Origin of the sequence: Chroococcidiopsis thermalis PCC 7203, from assembly GCF_000317125.1 — a bacterium.
GTDB classification, from domain to species: domain Bacteria; phylum Cyanobacteriota; class Cyanobacteriia; order Cyanobacteriales; family Chroococcidiopsidaceae; genus Chroococcidiopsis; species Chroococcidiopsis thermalis.
In genome coordinates this window covers 4,668,338-4,684,851 of sequence record NC_019695.1, presented here as the reverse complement: position 1 = coordinate 4,684,851, position 16,514 = coordinate 4,668,338, and the positions used below count along the sequence as shown (strand labels likewise).

Here is a 16,514-nt window from a genome sequence, read left to right as displayed (position 1 = left end):
TTACAGAATATCAGCCTAAGATAGCAATAAAGCTTAGTCATAGTCGCGCGTGACTTTTCAGGCGATCGCACCCCCGATCTACACTTGACTGCTTAAGACTCCATATATTGCTACAGACAATATTAACCAATTATAAAAATAATCTGATAATTTCTCGCTCATCTCTACACCCCACACCCTTTCTTCACCGATCGCTTTGTAGAGACGTCACATGTAAAGTCTCTACACTGGTAACTGTACGAGCGGGTTTAGCATATAGATTGACAACCAAAGCTCTAAATTTTTGGTCAAAACCCGTTCCTACGATAACTGATAACTGATAACTGTTATCTGTATTCAGACAGACATTTAACTCTTCAATCGCAACAATTGAATCTCTGTTCGTTGGTTCCGATTATCATAGGGAGAAATATCCCCTCTGAGTTGGCTAAAACCTTTTCCTACTGCAAACATTTTGTGTTGCAGACCGCGTTGTTTGAGATAATTAATAACTTCTTGCGCTCTTTGCTGACTTAATTTTTGATTCAAATCGGCTAATCCTTTTCTAGAAGTATGACCGATTACTCTTATAGCTACAGTCTGCGAATTAAACTCGGCTATTTGCTTAGCCAATCTATCGAGTGTTTGCTTACCTTTCCTAGTGAGTGTAGTCGAGCCAAATTGAAACTCTATCTCTCCTTGTACGCGCAAATTTCCCAGATTAGAGGCAGTTTCAAATTTAGAATTAGTATCGTTCGCTACTCCTTCTAGTAGACTATCAGCTAGTTTTGGATTGTCAGAGCGGATCGAACTAATGAGTTTCTGGGTATGACTAGCGGCGCGATCGAGGAACTGGTAAGTAAATAAGTTTTGAGGAGCTGGAGGCACTTGCTCCATCCTACCTGTTAGTGCCAACACCGCAGCTGTAGAATTTATTCTTTTTTCTAGCGTGCCATCCCTCATCCAGTTTTTCGCCTCAACTGACGTAAAAAAATCAATTCCTTGCATGACCGTTGTTGCATCGCTAGCTGATAAATTACCATCCCGAGCGATTTGATTTTGCAACAACAGACGATCGCTAGTGGATGTATCAATTAAACGATAATAAGCTTCTAAAAAAGCGGAGATTTTTTCAGGTTGCGATTGGAGAAGGCGATCGCCAGCAACAATAACATCGACAATTGCACCTGGAGTATCTCGACTTGATAAGACTACTGTATATCCTTGTTGCCGAGCTTTCGTGACAAAAGGTTCCCAAAGTATAGCTGCTGCTAGATTTGAATTAGATTGCAATTGCTTCCAGGCATCAGCAGCATCGACTACTTTTATTGTTTGAAAATCTAATAATCTAAATGCTTCAAATTTAGCATCTAGCAACAAACCTAGATATTCACTGGGAGAATCGCCAGCAAAAATAATGCTTAACTGGTTCTGCGATCGCCTCTGCTGTACTAATTGGTTCAGAGCTTGGAGCGATCTGAGGTTAGGATATTGTTTCGTGTTTAAAACAACTGCATCACCTCCGATTGTATAGTTAATCAAACCAACTATTTTCCCTTGGGGTTTTTGTTTCAAAAACTGATCTAGAGTTGTGACTAAGAAATCGGCTTGTCCTTCATTTAAAAGTCGAGCGCGTCTAGCTTGATTAAATTCATCTTTATAGTGCGCTTCAATTTGAAATTCTTTGAGTGCTTGCCGCAATCGATCGCTCCGAAAAGTACTGTAGCCGCTAAAGGTGTCGCCCAAAATTACGATTGCTTTTGAGTTACCCCGATCTCCTAACCGCTGAAAATTTTGAGTGCTAACGCTTTGACTGCGCCAAAAGAACAAGCTTCCTCCCAGTAGCAGTGATAGTATTGACACTAATGTCAACCAAGTATTAGGGAGATAAAACCGATACCGAGTTGTTTTTTTACTATTAGATACACTATTTCTAATAGTACTATTGCTATTTAAAGCATAATTTAGCTCTAGTGGCTGCTTGCATAAATCGCACCGAATGGCAGTAATAGAATTGCCATCATAGCCACAGTTATGACAAGTTATGGATGATTTTGGTGGTTTTGGAGCCATATTTCTGCTTGACAAAAACCAATTATTTGCTTAACTATCTTGGTCTAAAATTTCAGCTCGATTAATTTTTAGTAAATATTGGTAGCACTCTATATATACTTCCATACAAACTGGATGCAGTTTTATCAAAATTTCCTGACACAATAATTCTGTTTGAGTCCAGCTTAAACTATGCCATTTTTGCAGAGGACAGCTTACTGTTGCTTCTATCTCGCTAAGTAATTTGATTATGTCTACCTTTTGCTCTAAGCGCTGTTTTAAAATAGGTGCAAAGACTGGCTCTTGAGGACATTGTTGGCTAAACCAACTTTCCAAAATCGTCAGAGAGCGATCTGTATGAGTTATGGAGGCAACGCGATCGCCTGTCTGTTGTATGAGCTGGCTAACTAATTGACCGAAGCGGTCGTAAATTTCAGCATTAAATGTAAAGTAGTATCGCTTGGCAAGCGCTTCTACAACTGCTTCCCAGTCAGTCTGTCGCCGACCGAATTGCCGATCGCGCGGTTCAATTCTGGTTTTTAAATTGCTGTAAGCGCGTTCCGCTGCCATCGCTTTTTGCAATAACTCTTGTTTTTGAGCCTCGCATTCCTCTGCTAATCGCTGGAAGATCGCGCTCAAAGTTTCTAATACTCTTAGCACCGAGCGCGAACCGGAGTGCTGTAGTGAGTTGAAGAACTCCTGCATCTGAACTTGGTGCTGCGATCGCATTGCTTCCACATTGGACTGTAATTGCGCTCTGAAGCCGTCGGCTGGGTAAGAAGATGTGCGTTGAGTAAATTCAACTAGATCGGCAGCTTTCTGCTCGATCCATTCTTTGATATCAGAATCTGAAGATTGCCAGCCGAATTTGTCAATCGACTTCACGTTCGCCACCAACTCTACAGAAATCAGCGTTCCTTGCTCCATCCGATCCAGAGCTGTAACAATGGGATAACTATTTTCTGTCTTGATGAACCCCAGTCGATCGAGAATTGTCCCTACAGCAATTTGCTCTGCCGAGCGATCGCGCCATTGTGCAATCAGTTGAGCCGCCAACCAGTAACTCCACAACTTCAGATCGGGTACTGGTAAGCGGACAGGTAGGAATTGTAAGTCAGCCAACTGCTGATAACTTTTTTTCACCCTAGAAAGTAGATGGTGTAATAGCGCAACGCTCTCCTCGTCCTTGCTATTGAAGTTAAAGAGTAAAATAGCATCTTCCTGTTTACCATCATGAGGCTGCCAGCTTTCTAGCACCATGTTCCAAACTCCAACTACACAAATATGAGTGCGTAGCGGCTTCCCAAAGGGAAGTTCGCTGGCGCGGACTGAGGAAATTTACAGCTTTTGAACCTGTGTGGTGCGCTTCACACAGTGCCAGCGCGATCGGCAGGTTGTATCTGTATAGTTCCACGACTCGCAGTCGCCAAGTACAAGTAGATATTTCCTAAATTATTTCAACTTGTTGCATAAATATATTCTATCGACTGCAAATAAAATGAGTTACGCATTGTGTTTTCATAGCAAAGTAAATATGTTTCTATGTTGCCCTTTATACAATACTGATTATGGCTCTGCATATGTTGGTAATGCTTTGGAATTACTTGACTGCCTCGAATCCAATTCTATCGATTTAGTTATTACTTCTCCACCTTTTGCCCTACAACGTGAAAAGAGTTATGGTAATGTCGAGCAAGAGGCTTATGTAAATTGGTTATTTAATTTTTGTGAAAAAGTCTATCGAGTCTTAGCACCACACGGTAGTTTTGTCCTCGATTTAGGAGGAGCATATCAAAGTAAACGTCCCGTGCGATCGCTCTATAATTACCGTATTTTAATTAAACTTTGCGACGAGCTAGATTTCCGTCTTGCAGAAGAGTTTTTTTGGTATAATCCCTCAAAATTACCATCTCCGATTGAGTGGGTCAATAAACGCAAGATCCGCACTAAGGATGCTGTCAATACTATTTGGTGGTTATCAAAAACTGATAATCCCAAAGCTAATGTGAGTAATGTACTCGTGCCTTACTCAGAGCGCATGAAAAAATTACTTCAGAATCCAGAAAAATTTTATCAACCAAAAGAACGTCCATCAGGACACGATATCGGTAAAGCTTTTGCTAACAATAATGGAGGAGCAATCCCTTCTAATTTATTACAAATACCCAATACTGAAAGTGGCTCTCGTTACATCCAATTATGTAAAGCAGCTAAGATTGGCGCACATCCAGCACGTTTTCCGCAGAAACTTCCCCAGTTCTTTATTAATTTTTTGACAGAACCAGGCGATACAGTCCTCGATATCTTTGCAGGTTCTAATACTACAGGTGTAGCAGCCGAATCATTACAACGACATTGGATCGCGTTTGAACAAAACAGATCGTATCTCGCAACTTCTGCATTTCGATTTGTTGATGCTAATCTGAATCAATCACAAGCTAATACTCTATACACTCAGTTGATGTCAAGTTCGCAGACAGTAGCTTTGAAGTGATTCGATACTCATCGCATAGTTGATTAAATATTGTTACTAATGTTTTCTCAACGCGATCGCATCTAAAAATAGATTTATTGCATCAAAATTAGAATTGTAAACCTTTGACTGGATATTTTGTTATTTCTGATAGATTCAACTCGGTCTATCTAAAATAGGTATTTATCAAATCGAGTTATTTCTACAAAAAAATAAGTCGATCCGGCTAAACTTTAAATTTTAGTGCGATCGATCGCGTTCGTCAATATTACCGAGGCGATCGCTAATCGTGCCGACCTAAAACTCATTATTATAGTGAAGTTATATGACTTAATTCTATGAAAATAAAAGTTAAAATCTCTTATCTCTCGCTCTGCTATTTAGTAACGGGATTATTATTTTATCTAAATACAGTTGTCAAGGCGATCGCTATTTCACATACAAGCATAAAATCTTCTCCTCAGATAAATAAAATCAACTTATATAACATTCCCATATATGATGTCGAAGCTCTCATCCCTAGCGATCGTACAACTGTCGATTTGATGCAAATTGTACCACCAATTCGTTTGGTCGAACTGAGCCAGAAATTTAAAATAGCATTACAAAAAAAATCCGATAGTGAATGGTTATCGAGCTTAATCAAAAATACCTCTGCCGGACAACCTCTACCTTACGATTCTCGGCTTGGTGTTTCTAAAACTGAGTATCAAGAATTTCTTAGCCTCTCTCACAAATTAATTATGAAGAAGATAGGAACGTCTATGTTACAAATCAAACGTGAGGGGAATAAATACGTATTTTTAGGTAATAATTCTTTATCTGATTTAGCCGGAATCACACTCGATCTTGACCGCAATCTTCTAGAAACTCCGTATGGGACAACGGTAGAAATATTAGAAGTTGTAGCTGATGCAGAGCGACAACGCCTGACTGGTGCGTGGAGTGGATTCATGTGGAAATTAGAACAATTCGATCGCCATACTAACTCTAATATTAAAATCCAATTTAGTTTGGGTAGAATGACGCATAATGGACGAGGAATTTTGCATTACGGCATCACTAGAATTAGCGGTCGTGCTGTGGCAAAATCTACTCTTCTCATCCTTCAGTACGATTTAGTTTCATTCCATTAATTCGATAGAGTTTGAGTTTTTCATACGTTATTTAATTTTCGATACTCATCGATTTACCTTGCCAAGCTTTAACATATATTTATTTTTCTATCTGTAAAATTACTGAATAAATGTAGACTTTATGAATTAGTTTAATAATTCCTAAAAGTGAGTCATACTAGTGTTGTCCATGCCACCTTCAGTGTGATTCATTGAAAAGTTATACAGCTTTGTTTTGAAAACTATGCAGAATCAAAAATCCAAATTCATCACGGATTATTTGAAAGTTTGCAGTAGGTGAAACTAAGTTGAAATAGCAATTTGAATTCGATTTAAGCTGTTCGTTTGTAGATGCTTGTATTAATTATAAAAAACTGGGGAAACTATGTATAAAAGATTATTATTATCGAGTGTCAGTGTCATTACAGCATTACTGGCGATCGCCGCTCCGCGCTCTCTAGCCGAACCGTCAAGTTATTCTATTTGGTCTGACTCTACACCTTTAAATGCAGTTGTAGACAAAGATACTAAACCTGTGGAGCTAGGTCTAAAGTTCCGTAGCGATGTAGATGGGGAAGTATCGGCAATTAGATTTTATCGAGCCGTAGCAAACGAAAGCGGTTACTTCGTTCATCTTTGGTCTAGTACTGGAGAATTACTCGGTACGGGCATGGCTTTTGAAGGACAGCAACCTGCTCCAGGTTGGCAAACCGTACAATTCTATCCACCCATACCAGTTAAGGCGAAACAAATATATATTGCTTCTTATTACGTCAACTCTGGGCGATATGTCGCCAGCGAAAAATTCTTCGAGAATGCTGGGGTAGATAATGGGTTTTTACACGCTCTGCGTAATGGTGAAGCTGGAAGTAACAGTACATACATTTACGGTTACGGCGGTGGTTTTCCAACTCAGTCATACAATAGCACTAACTACTGGATAGATGTTGTCTTCAAACCTAAAACAACGAGTATTTGGACTGATTCTGTAGCTCCATCTTCCATTGCCACTTTTGATTCTAGAGCAATAGAGGTAGGTGTAAAGTTTAAAGCCACGAAAGAAGGCTTTGTGACTGGCATTCGATTCTACAAAGCCGCGACTAACACTGGTACGCACGTCGGCTCTTTATGGACTGCTGGGGGTCAGCTCGTCGCACGCGGTACGTTTGTTTCCGAAACAACTTCTGGCTGGCAACAACTTAAATTCGACCAGCCAATTCGGATCTCGGCAGATACGATTTACGTAGCTTCCTATCACGCTCCAAAAGGTAACTACGCTTACACGCTGAATCACTTTGCCAGCCCTATGAGCAATTCTGGTTTGCAATTTCTTGATGGTAATAATGGCGTGTATAAATACGGTAACTCCAGTTTCCCCAGCCAAACATATAAAAGTAGCAATTACTGGGTAGACGTTCTATACACTCCGATTGGAGATTAATCGGCAGCTCTTACTGCCTCAATCGCAGCTTCTAAGGCGATCGCCACGTGCGTCCAATGAGTACCCCCTTGACAAAAGATCGCGTATGGCTCCCGTAAAGGACCATCAGCCGAAAATTCCGAGGTACTGCCATCAATAAACGTCCCCCCAGCCATGACTAACTCGCTCTCATAACCAGGCATTTCGGCGGGTACGGGGTCGAGATAAGAACCGATGGGCGAGTTTTGCTGAATTGCCCGACAAAAAGCCACTAATTTTTGTGGCGAACCCAATCGAACTGCTTGAATCGTGTCTCGACGCGGAACCAGTGGGGCGGGATTCACCGAATATCCTAACTTGTCGAACACGTATGCAGTCAGGTGATTACCTTTCATCGCCTCTCCTACCATTTGTGGAGCGAGAAATAGTCCCTGAAACATCAGTCGATGCTGGTCGAATGTCGCCCCGCCAGCACTACCAATTCCTGGGGCTGTGAGGCGACAGGTAGCTGCTTCTACGAACTCTTCTTTCCCTGCGACATAGCCGCCAGCCGTGACAATCGTGCCACCAGGATTTTTAATCAAAGACCCCGCCATCAAATCCGCACCGACCGCCGTAGGTTCTCGATCTTCAATAAATTCGCCGTAGCAGTTATCGACAAAACAAACTGTATTCGGGTTTTGCTGTTTGACGATGTGGACGATCTTTTCAATCTCGGCAATGGAAAGGCTAGAACGCCAGGAATAACCGCAAGACCGCTGGATCGAGACTAAACGGGTGCGATCGCGCACCGCCGTTTCTAACGCCTGCCAATCAATCGTTCCGGCTGCGGTTAGATCTATTTGGCGATAATTAATGCCAAACTCTATCAAGGAGCCTTGTCCGCTGCCCCTAAGCCCGATCGCTTCTTCCAGCGTATCGTAGGGCGCACCTGCAACCGCCAGCATCTCATCCCCTGGGCGCAATACACCGAACAAAGCACAGGCGATCGCGTGGGTTCCAGAGACAAACTGGACTCTCACTGCGGCTGCTTCTGCTTGCATCACCTCAGCAAATACCCGATCTAACGTCTGACGACCCAGATCGTCGTGACCGTAGCCGCTGACAGAAGCAAAATGATGCGCCCCCACCCGCTGGTGGCGAAAAGCACTCAGCACTCGTTGAAGATTTTGCTTGACCTGAGCGTCAATTCCAGAAAAAATCGGAGATAGTGCCTGTTCTGCTAGTTGCAGCTGTTCGTAGCTGTTCATCGTCAAATTTATCGCTTTAGATTAACTTAATAGGTGGATCTTTGATTCTGGCAGATCGGACGCTAGTTTTTGAATTTAGGTTATCGCATGACGATTGCTACCCCAACCAAACTGACAATCAACTGGGTCAATACCCTATTTTTTATTGGTTTGCATTTTGGAGCTTTATTTGCTCTACTCCCTAGCAACTTCAGCTGGCAAGCAGTTGGTGTTGCCGTGTTTCTCTACTGGGTCACTGGCGGTTTGGGAGTTACTCTAGGCTTTCACCGTCTTGTCACCCACCGCAGCTTTCAAACTCCAAAATGGCTGGAGTATTTCTTGGTCTTTTGCGGAACACTCGCCTGTCAAGGAGGACCGATTGAATGGGTAGGGACGCACCGCGCCCATCATCTTTACTCCGATACCGAACCCGATCCCCACGACTCTAACAAAGGTTTTTGGTGGAGTCACATCGGCTGGTTAATTTATCGCAGACCGATTGAATTAGATCTTGCTCGTTTTACAAAAGATATTGCTGGCGATCCAGTTTATCAATTTCTAGAAAAAAATATGATTTTCATCCAGATCGCTCTGGGTGTCGTCCTATTATTACTTGGTGGCTGGTCGTTTGTCGTCTGGGGAATTTTTGTGCGAGTCGTGTTCGTCTACCACTGCACCTGGTTGGTAAACAGCGCCACGCACAAATTTGGCTATCGCAGCCATGAATCCGGCGATCGCTCGACCAACTGTTGGTGGGTAGCCCTGTTGGTGTTTGGCGAAGGCTGGCACAACAACCACCACGCCTTCCAATACTCTGCCCGACACGGCTTAGAGTGGTGGGAAGTCGATCTCACCTGGATGACGATCTGCTTGCTACAAGCTCTTGGCTTGGCTAAAAATGTGAAGCTGGCTGAAAAGTAGTGGTTAGTAGCTAGTGACTGGCGGCTAGTGAATAAAATTCTTCCTTAACAGATGTGAGTGAGAGTTGTAGCTGGAGTGCTACTTGTAGTCCATCTCCTTGCTTACCTTTTCATTTCTATCTGTCTCTAACCGCTAAGCACCAGCCACTAGCCACTAGCCACTAGCCACTCTATCTGTCTCTAACCGCTAACCACTAGCCACTAGCCACCAGCCACTAAAATCTACTATTCCCCTGCACGATATGCTTTACCGTCGTCAGGCTTTCGGGGCTAATTAGTCCTCGGCGGTGTCCTTTCTGATTTGACATGCCCAAAAAGATCGACTCTCCTCGGGCGGGATTGCGGCAAAAGCGCGGGGAGGCGTTGATATAAGTGGAGGCGCTATTCACCCGCAAAGCAAAGTGACGGCTTTCTTGATAGGACTCAGTAACGATGCAGTCGGCATGACCGCTACTATAACGATTGATCCACGAAATGGCTGCTTCTAAGTTGTCTACTACCTTAAAAGCTACTGTTTTGTTTAAATATGATTGACTCCACTCAGAATCCTTTGCTAGTTGTAGCTGGGGAAATGCTTCAACTAATGCGGTATCTCCCCTAACTTGAAAACCTTTTTCTTGCAAGCTGTTCCACAGGGTAACGAGGGACGAGGGATTGGTGGTGCGGTGAATCAAGACTTTCTCGATCGCATTGACCGGATCGGGTTCGCTAGCATGACTGTCTAAAATCGTCCAGCGCATCATTTCAATGCTGCCAGATAGCGACCAGTAAAGGTAACAGTTCCCCATCGCCGATTTCAAAACTGGGGCGGTGGACTGTCGCACGACTTGCTGAACTAAGCTGGGGCGACCGTAGGGAATGACAAGGTTTATGTATTGGTCTTGGGTAATTAATTCCTGTGTTAAGCTCCCTTCCTCTGTCTCAATTCTTTCCAGACAACCGGAAGGCATTCCGCTTTCCTCTAAGGCAATTTGCAGAACCTTGGCAATAGCAGCATTAGAGTGACTGGCTTCTCCTCCACCTTTGAGAATGAGGCTGTTACCAGTTTTGATACACAGTCCTGCGGCGATCGCCCCAAGTTCTGGAAATGCTTCGTAAACTAAGGCGATCGTTCCCAACGGCATGAGCTGGCAGTAAGTTTGAGAATCGGCAAGCTGGTAGTCAGCATTTCTAATCCGTCGCAAAGGGTCTGACAGTTCGCTCAGACGTTGCAAAATTTCTACCGCAGCTTGGAGGCGTTCGGGAGTCAACTTCAGCCAATCCACGATTAATTCTGGCACTGCCATTTCGCGACTAGCTTCCAAGTCCAAAGTGTTGGCTTCCAAAATGTCATCGAAAGATTGCTTGAGTGCTTCTGCCATCTTTTGCACGGCACGGCTGCGGTCTGCTCCCTTACTAATTCCTAGTTTTAGGGAAGCTCCGTAGGCGCGACGAGCAGTAGCGACCAAGCCTGAGTGAGTATGAGATGTGTCACCTGTCATCGACTTAACGTCTGTAAATCAGCCAGACCATTAGTGCTGGCAGTACTGCTAGCAGTACTGCTACTAATGCCCATACTAGAATACTGGCATGGTGTGGCGATCGCAGTGCCAAAGGCAACCAAAAAATTAGCAGCCCAAACACTACTAATAGTGCTACTGGAAGATAGCTCTGTCCCAAACGTGGCTTAGCTACGCTCCAGCGATTGCCCAGCCAGCGCCATGCTCTCTTGTAAGGGTAGCTAGTGGATAATTGTTCTAATACATACCCGTTTTCTTCCACAACGAAGAGTTGCTGACAGCGATCGCAACCAAACGCTTCTGTCAGCGTAATCGGAATTAATCGCCCGTGTCGGCGACAGGGACAAGGGTAATCTACACTCAGATCGATTTTTTGGGTCTTTTGAGGTTGCACGAGCCGCCGTAGAACCAAAATGTGGCTATCCTACGAGTTTACATAATACTTTCTAAGTCTAACCAAATAATTCTCAGCTTTCCATTACATTTTCCAAATGCCAAGTTATTTACTCTCGACTTAGATTGCTTCTTGTTGCTTAACGCAACGCGAGGTTAGTAGGTTTTCCCTCCTATCTGAGATTCTAGAACAGATAAAATTCGCTTTGACTCTAGGCAGAGCGATTATTTAATTAACTTATTCGTTCTAAATCTTTTCTCTTCTATTTTTCAATTTACTTTAAGCGGGTAACGCGATTCGAACGCGCGACATCAACCTTGGCAAGGTTGCGCTCTACCACTGAGCTATACCCGCAATTTACTGTGTATTTATTAATATCTCAGATTTGGCTGAGTTTGTCAAGTTTTTTTTTGCGAGGTTGTCAGTTATCAGCGAGTGGGGAGCAGGGAGCGCACGAGCAGGAAGCAGTTAATTCTCTACTTACGACTTACGACTTACGACTTCTCCCTTCTAACTTTCAGTACTAGGTATAAATACTATGCGGGGGGGGGGGGGGGTAGATTGTCGCAAGTGGTTTTTTGAGCTGCCTGAAAATAGCTCGATCTCCTGGCGCTGTCTTTCTACAGCTACCATGACTTGCTGTACTTGTTTGCCAATTTTGTCTATCGCCTCTAAGAGTGCAGTACCACCATCGCCATCGCTATCGGATTTTTTAATATAAGTATTTTTAATAGCTTCACCTGTGAGTTGGTGAATTGACTTACCTGTTTCCCGTTCAATTCTGGTCAATAACTCTATATCTTCTGGTTCTAACTCAATACCAATTGTGTTTCCTCGCATTTGTGCTACCTAATTTAGTCTGAACTACAAACTGAAAACTTATGTTTGATAGCGTACATTACTGGCTTATAGTTTGTCATTAACTTAATGCCAATATATGTGCTGGAGATCGGCTCAAAGCAAAGACTTCAACTGCCACGAACTTAACCTAATTTCAACTTATTGATATACCTCGATTGGAGGATTTTTACTAGACAAAAAAGGTAGCGCATATAACTAACGCTACCTACCATTTTTCAGAGTATTGAGTAGCATTTTTCACTTGCCACTCCTGCATTGTCACTCGCCACTTTCTGTAATTGGCGATCGCTCGTTAGCAATGGCACTTTTCAGCGATGCAGCGGGCAAGGATTGAGAATTATTGTTGTAGGATTCTACAGTAATATCGGAATGTAGTTGCCGCATCAAGCTAGCCATCTCAATCGCGTTCATGGCGTAGTCCCAACCCTTGTTGCTCTTAATTCCGGCTCTTTCCAGAGCTTGCTGCATCGAGTCTACAGTCAGAATACCAAAAATGACTGGTACGCCAGTTTGAAATCCTGCCGCAGCAATGCCCTTAGCTACTTCTCCCGCAACATAATCGAAATGGGGAGTTTGACCGCGAATGACTGCTCCAAGACAGATCACGGCATCATAGCGATGAGATAATGCTAATTGTCGCGCCACAATTGGCACTTCAAAACTACCAGGGACGTAAGCGTAATCGACTTGACTGCCGTGAGGATTCGGATCGATGCCATGACGTTTCAAGCAATCTTGACATCCTTCTAACAGCTTACCAATCACTAAATCGTTAAACCGACCGATGACGATCGCAAACCGTAAAGGTTCTGTCTGAGTAAAAGTTCCCTCGAAAACTGCCATTACTAAATCAGTTGTCAGTTGTCAGTTGTCAGTTGTCAGCGTAGAGACATTACGTGTAAGTCTCTACAAAGTAGCGATCGCTTACTTGTCAATCGCGACGATCGACAAGGGCGATCGCCTCAAGTTGCTTATACGACCAAAAAGTTCAAAACACCGATGACGATCACTAGACCGAACCAGGCGATCGAACCGATCCAAAGCAGCCTTTTTGATTCCACCCAATTTTGGGGAGTAGCGTAAGCCACGGGAACGCCAATTACCAAAGCAAAGGACAAGAATACCAGGGCAACTAAAGCCAATTGAAACAGAGCAGATAACATCAGTATGTCTCCCTACACAGCAACAAACCAGAATAGATCTAGATTAAGCTTAAAGCTTGCTAATTTTGCTTATAACCTATATGTAACCTATCAGAAATTGGCACAATATAGGGAGTCGGTGAAGAGAGCTGAGGGAGCGATCGGGGCTGAGGGAGCTGAGGAGAATAACAACCCATTACCTATTACCCATTACCAACCACCAACTACCAACTACCAATTTCCCACACCCTGCTCATCACGCACTACATGGATCTAATTCTTTGTCATACAACAGCAGATTTTGATGCGCTGGGGGCGGCTGTGGGGCTGTCGCGGCTGTGGGCGGGAGCGAAGATCGTGCTGACGGGTGGTAGTCATCCAGCGGTAAAGGATTTTTTGGCACTGCATCGGGACGAATATGCATTGATCGAACGCCGTTCTGTGAATCCAAAACAAATTCGATCGCTGATTGTCGTCGATACACAACACCGCGATCGCTTGGGTGCGGCGGCGGAGTGGCTGGATTTGCCCCAAATCGAACAGATTGTTGTTTACGACCACCACTTAGAGATCGATCGCGATATTTCGGCTACGGCAACTCATATTGCTGATGTGGGAGCGACGACGACGCTAATTGTCGAAGAATTACAAGCTCAGCAGGTGGAAATCACGCCGTTTGAAGCAACTGTGATGGCGTTAGGCATCCACGTCGATACGGGATCGCTGTCATTTGACCAAGCCAACCATCGCGATGCATTGGCTCTAGCATGGTTGATGCAGCAAGGAACTAGCTTGCATGTCGTGCGGGATTACATCGATCCTGGGTTTTCGCCGCAGTTACAGGTGTTATTAACTGAGGCACTGGATAACTTCCACTGCGATCGCTTGCGAGGATATACAGTCGCTTGGGTCTTGCTAAAAACTCCAGGTTATGTATCTGGATTATCTAGCTTGGCAGCGCGACTAATGGAATTGACCGAAAGCGATGCCGTCCTACTGGGGGCAAGGTATGCTTTGGGAGATAGTGGCGAAGAAAGGCTGACAGTTATTGGGCGATCGCAAATTCCTGGGACAAATCTGAATGAATTGTTTCAGCCCCTCGGTGGTGGGGGACATTCTCAAGCTGCGTCTCTCTCGTTACGGGGTGTCGATGGGCAGGTAACTTTACAACAATTGGTCGAACGACTCAAAGCCACGATTCCCCATCCGCCGACAGCTAGGGAATTAATGTCATCCCCCGTCCGCACGATCCGCCCAGATACGACGATTGCCGAGGCACAGCGGATTTTGCTGCGTTACGGTCACTCTGGATTGTCTGTGGTCGATCCTACAGGCAAGTTGGTAGGAATTATTTCCCGCCGCGATATTGATATTGCCCTGCACCACGGCTTCAGTCACGCACCCGCCAAGGGGTATATGACGACAAATATCAAGACTATTACTCCAGAAACGACTCTGCCAGAAATTCAAGCGTTGATGGTGACATATGATATCGGACGCTTGCCAGTGTTGCAAGACGGAGAATTGCGTGGCATCGTCACCCGTACCGACGTACTGCGGGAATTGCATCAGGAAGGAGCGAGGAGCGAGGAGCTAGGGGTAAGAGGGAATGCTGTTGGGATTATTCCACCTGCGGCATTCTTGAGATTGTTGAGCGATCGCCTCGCCGCACCTTTTTGGGAACTGCTGACTCAAGCCTCTGCTCAGGCAGAACAGCGAGGTTGGCACTTGTATTTGGTTGGGGGAGGAGTGCGCGATTTACTGTTGGCAAAACAGAACGGTGCAGCACCCCTGTATCTACAAGATATCGATCTAGTTGTAGATGGCTTTCATCGCACTGCTGATGTAGGCGCGGGAGTGGAGTTAGCTCGCGCCCTTCAGCAACTTTACCCTGCTGCTCGTCTCGAAATTCATGGGGCATTTCAAACAGCAGCATTGTTGTGGCACAAAGACCCTATTTTCGGCTCTCTTTGGATTGATATTGCCACTGCACGCACGGAATTTTATCCCTATCCTGCTGCCAATCCTGAAGTAGAAGCGAGTTCCATTCGCCAAGACTTATATCGACGCGACTTTACAATTAATTCCCTTGCCGTCCGTTTGACACCACCAAGAGCAGGGGAAATGTTAGATTTCTTTGGTGGATTGCTCGATTTACAGGCAAAGCAAATTCGGGTTTTACACGCCAACAGCTTTATTGAAGACCCGACTCGGATTTATCGTGCCGTCCGCTTTGCCGTACGTTTAGAATTTGCGATCGAACCTCAGACGGAAAATTATATTCGCTATGCCATTGACAGCGGGGTTTACAAGCGTACCCAAGGCAATAATTCCAGAGCGCCTGCTTTACAAACGCGATTGAAAAACGAGCTGAAATACATTTTGCAAGCACCCTACTGGCAAGCAGCATTAAGTTTACTGGGAGATTTAGATGCTTTGCAATGCCTGCATGAAACTTTGAAACTGGATAAAACTCTTTGGCAGCAGTTGCGATTTTTAGAACGTTGTTTGAGACGATTTAATCGAGAAAGTCGAAAGTCAAAAGTTAAAAGTCAAAATGTTCCTATCCCTCCTTGGCTGTTACGTCTAGAGGTTCTCATTGCATATCTTGCCCCAGAATACCGCGATCGCGTTGCCCAAAATTTACAATTACCCGATGACAGTATCTATCGCTTGCGCCACTTACAACAGGCACAAGAGCGAGTCTCAACAGCTTTGCCTTCCTGTCGGCTACCCAGTCAAGTATTTGACTTGTTGCGGCAGTACGACCTACCGATGCTAATTTTAATTGCTCTACGCAGTCCTCGCCCAGTGCGATCGCTTGTCTGGCAATACGTCACTCAGTGGGCTAACGTCCAACCACTATTAAGCGGTCACGACTTGAAACAACTGGGATACAAACCAGGACCTCAATATCGTCAAATTCTCGACGATCTACTTGCTGCCACTTTAGATGGAATTATCCGCGATCGCACGGAGGCTGAGAGTTATCTATTTGAGCATTATCCCCGTTAATTGGGAGACAAGGGAGAGAAGAGAGCTGAGGGGGACAAGGGGGACAAGGGGGACAAGGGAGAGAAGAGAGCTGAGGGGGACAAGGGGGACAAGGGGGAACTCGGGGACCCCACGACCGAAGGGAGTGGGGATTAGGGGCGAAGGGGGACAAGGGGGACAACTACCAACTACCAACTACCACTGACAACTACCACTGACAACTGATAACTGACAACTGACAACTGACAACTGACTGACTGGTGCTGGTTGCATTTCGCCACGAAAGTCTAGTAGTTGTACGAGGAGGAGATAGGCGATCGCCAGTAGGATTGAAATTGCCCCTGTGATGATAGCAACGATTTTCGAGCGGTTCATGAATTGCCTCAAAAGTTAATTTTTTTTACTACTTATATATAATCTGGCATTTTTACCCATA

17 protein-coding genes and 1 tRNA gene are annotated in these 16,514 nt (G+C 44.5%); 7 read left to right on the top strand and 11 right to left on the bottom strand.

Annotated elements, in window-relative coordinates; translation table 11 throughout:
- Window positions 1-348: 348 nt before the first annotated feature.
- Genes CHRO_RS20265 through CHRO_RS32645 form a run of 3 tightly spaced genes read right to left on the bottom strand, consistent with a single transcriptional unit; the run spans window position 349 to window position 3,445 of the window.
- Window positions 349-2,052: an OmpA family protein gene (locus CHRO_RS20265; protein ID WP_015156091.1), complete on the bottom strand. Its 1,704-nt coding sequence runs from the start codon at window positions 2,050-2,052 to the stop codon at window positions 349-351.
- Window positions 2,053-2,082: 30 nt separating this feature from the next.
- Window positions 2,083-3,291 carry a hypothetical protein gene (locus CHRO_RS20260; RefSeq protein ID WP_015156090.1) on the bottom strand — a complete coding sequence of 403 codons (1,209 nt, stop codon included), beginning with the start codon at window positions 3,289-3,291 and terminating at the stop codon, window positions 2,083-2,085.
- The gene (locus CHRO_RS32645; RefSeq protein WP_146139840.1) at window positions 3,263-3,445 is read right to left on the bottom strand and encodes a hypothetical protein; all 183 of its coding nucleotides are present in this window, start codon (window positions 3,443-3,445) and stop codon (window positions 3,263-3,265) included. Before CHRO_RS32645 ends, CHRO_RS20260 begins: the two co-directional genes overlap by 29 nt.
- 120 nt (window positions 3,446-3,565) lie before the next feature.
- On the opposite strand from CHRO_RS32645, the gene CHRO_RS20255 reads away from it, so the two are divergent.
- The 3 genes from CHRO_RS20255 (at window position 3,566) to CHRO_RS20245 (ending at window position 7,060) form a co-directional block, all read left to right on the top strand.
- Window positions 3,566-4,525: a DNA-methyltransferase gene (locus tag CHRO_RS20255; RefSeq protein ID WP_051033284.1), complete on the top strand. Its 960-nt coding sequence runs from the start codon at window positions 3,566-3,568 to the stop codon at window positions 4,523-4,525.
- A gap of 317 nt (window positions 4,526-4,842) precedes the next feature.
- Complete coding sequence (locus tag CHRO_RS20250; protein ID WP_015156088.1) at window positions 4,843-5,640, top strand: hypothetical protein; 798 nt, start codon at window positions 4,843-4,845, stop codon at window positions 5,638-5,640.
- Window positions 5,641-6,004: 364 nt separating this feature from the next.
- The gene (locus CHRO_RS20245; RefSeq protein ID WP_015156087.1) at window positions 6,005-7,060 is read left to right on the top strand and encodes a DUF4082 domain-containing protein; all 1,056 of its coding nucleotides are present in this window, start codon (window positions 6,005-6,007) and stop codon (window positions 7,058-7,060) included.
- Here CHRO_RS20245 and CHRO_RS20240 read toward each other — a convergent pair.
- Window positions 7,057-8,289, bottom strand: a complete 1,233-nt coding sequence (locus CHRO_RS20240; protein WP_015156086.1) for a methionine gamma-lyase family protein — start codon at window positions 8,287-8,289, stop codon at window positions 7,057-7,059. The two genes, CHRO_RS20245 and CHRO_RS20240, sit on opposite strands and share 4 nt — an antisense overlap.
- A gap of 87 nt (window positions 8,290-8,376) precedes the next feature.
- On the opposite strand from CHRO_RS20240, the gene CHRO_RS20235 reads away from it, so the two are divergent.
- Window positions 8,377-9,189, top strand: coding sequence for an acyl-CoA desaturase (locus tag CHRO_RS20235; protein ID WP_015156085.1), 813 nt, complete (start codon window positions 8,377-8,379; stop codon window positions 9,187-9,189).
- Window positions 9,190-9,403: 214 nt separating this feature from the next.
- Here CHRO_RS20235 and CHRO_RS20230 read toward each other — a convergent pair whose 3' ends face one another.
- From CHRO_RS20230 to psbZ, 6 genes are all read right to left on the bottom strand, one after another.
- Window positions 9,404-10,669 (bottom strand): glutamate-5-semialdehyde dehydrogenase, encoded by a 1,266-nt coding sequence (locus CHRO_RS20230; RefSeq protein WP_015156084.1) that lies wholly within the window; start codon window positions 10,667-10,669, stop codon window positions 9,404-9,406.
- A 4-nt stretch (window positions 10,670-10,673) separates the two neighbouring features.
- On the bottom strand, window positions 10,674-11,081 hold the full coding sequence (locus CHRO_RS20225) for a hypothetical protein (RefSeq protein WP_015156083.1): 408 nt from the start codon (window positions 11,079-11,081) through the stop codon (window positions 10,674-10,676).
- Between the two features lie 282 nt (window positions 11,082-11,363).
- A tRNA-Gly gene (locus CHRO_RS20220) sits at window positions 11,364-11,435 on the bottom strand.
- Window positions 11,436-11,591: 156 nt separating this feature from the next.
- Entirely contained in the window at window positions 11,592-11,921 is a 330-nt protein-coding gene (locus CHRO_RS20215) for a hypothetical protein (protein ID WP_015156082.1), read from the bottom strand.
- Window positions 11,922-12,200: 279 nt separating this feature from the next.
- Complete coding sequence (ribH, locus tag CHRO_RS20210) at window positions 12,201-12,785, bottom strand: 6,7-dimethyl-8-ribityllumazine synthase (RefSeq protein WP_015156081.1); 585 nt, start codon at window positions 12,783-12,785, stop codon at window positions 12,201-12,203.
- Window positions 12,786-12,913: 128 nt separating this feature from the next.
- Complete coding sequence (gene psbZ / locus CHRO_RS20205; protein WP_015156080.1) at window positions 12,914-13,105, bottom strand: photosystem II reaction center protein PsbZ; 192 nt, start codon at window positions 13,103-13,105, stop codon at window positions 12,914-12,916.
- A gap of 4 nt (window positions 13,106-13,109) precedes the next feature.
- Between psbZ and CHRO_RS32640 the strand changes: the two genes are divergently transcribed.
- From CHRO_RS32640 to CHRO_RS30750, 3 genes are read left to right on the top strand one after another with little or no spacing between them, the layout of a single operon-like run.
- On the top strand, window positions 13,110-13,361 hold the full coding sequence (locus CHRO_RS32640; protein ID WP_127022976.1) for a hypothetical protein: 252 nt from the start codon (window positions 13,110-13,112) through the stop codon (window positions 13,359-13,361).
- Window positions 13,352-16,099, top strand: coding sequence for a CBS domain-containing protein (locus tag CHRO_RS20200; protein WP_015156079.1), 2,748 nt, complete (start codon window positions 13,352-13,354; stop codon window positions 16,097-16,099). Before CHRO_RS32640 ends, CHRO_RS20200 begins: the two co-directional genes overlap by 10 nt.
- Window positions 16,080-16,283, top strand: coding sequence for a cell surface glycoprotein (locus CHRO_RS30750; RefSeq protein WP_181824211.1), 204 nt, complete (start codon window positions 16,080-16,082; stop codon window positions 16,281-16,283). The genes CHRO_RS20200 and CHRO_RS30750 overlap by 20 nt, the downstream gene beginning before the upstream one ends.
- Here CHRO_RS30750 and CHRO_RS20195 read toward each other — a convergent pair.
- Window positions 16,274-16,453, bottom strand: a complete 180-nt coding sequence (locus CHRO_RS20195; RefSeq protein ID WP_015156078.1) for a hypothetical protein — start codon at window positions 16,451-16,453, stop codon at window positions 16,274-16,276. The two genes, CHRO_RS30750 and CHRO_RS20195, sit on opposite strands and share 10 nt — an antisense overlap.
- Window positions 16,454-16,514: the final 61 nt, after the last annotated feature.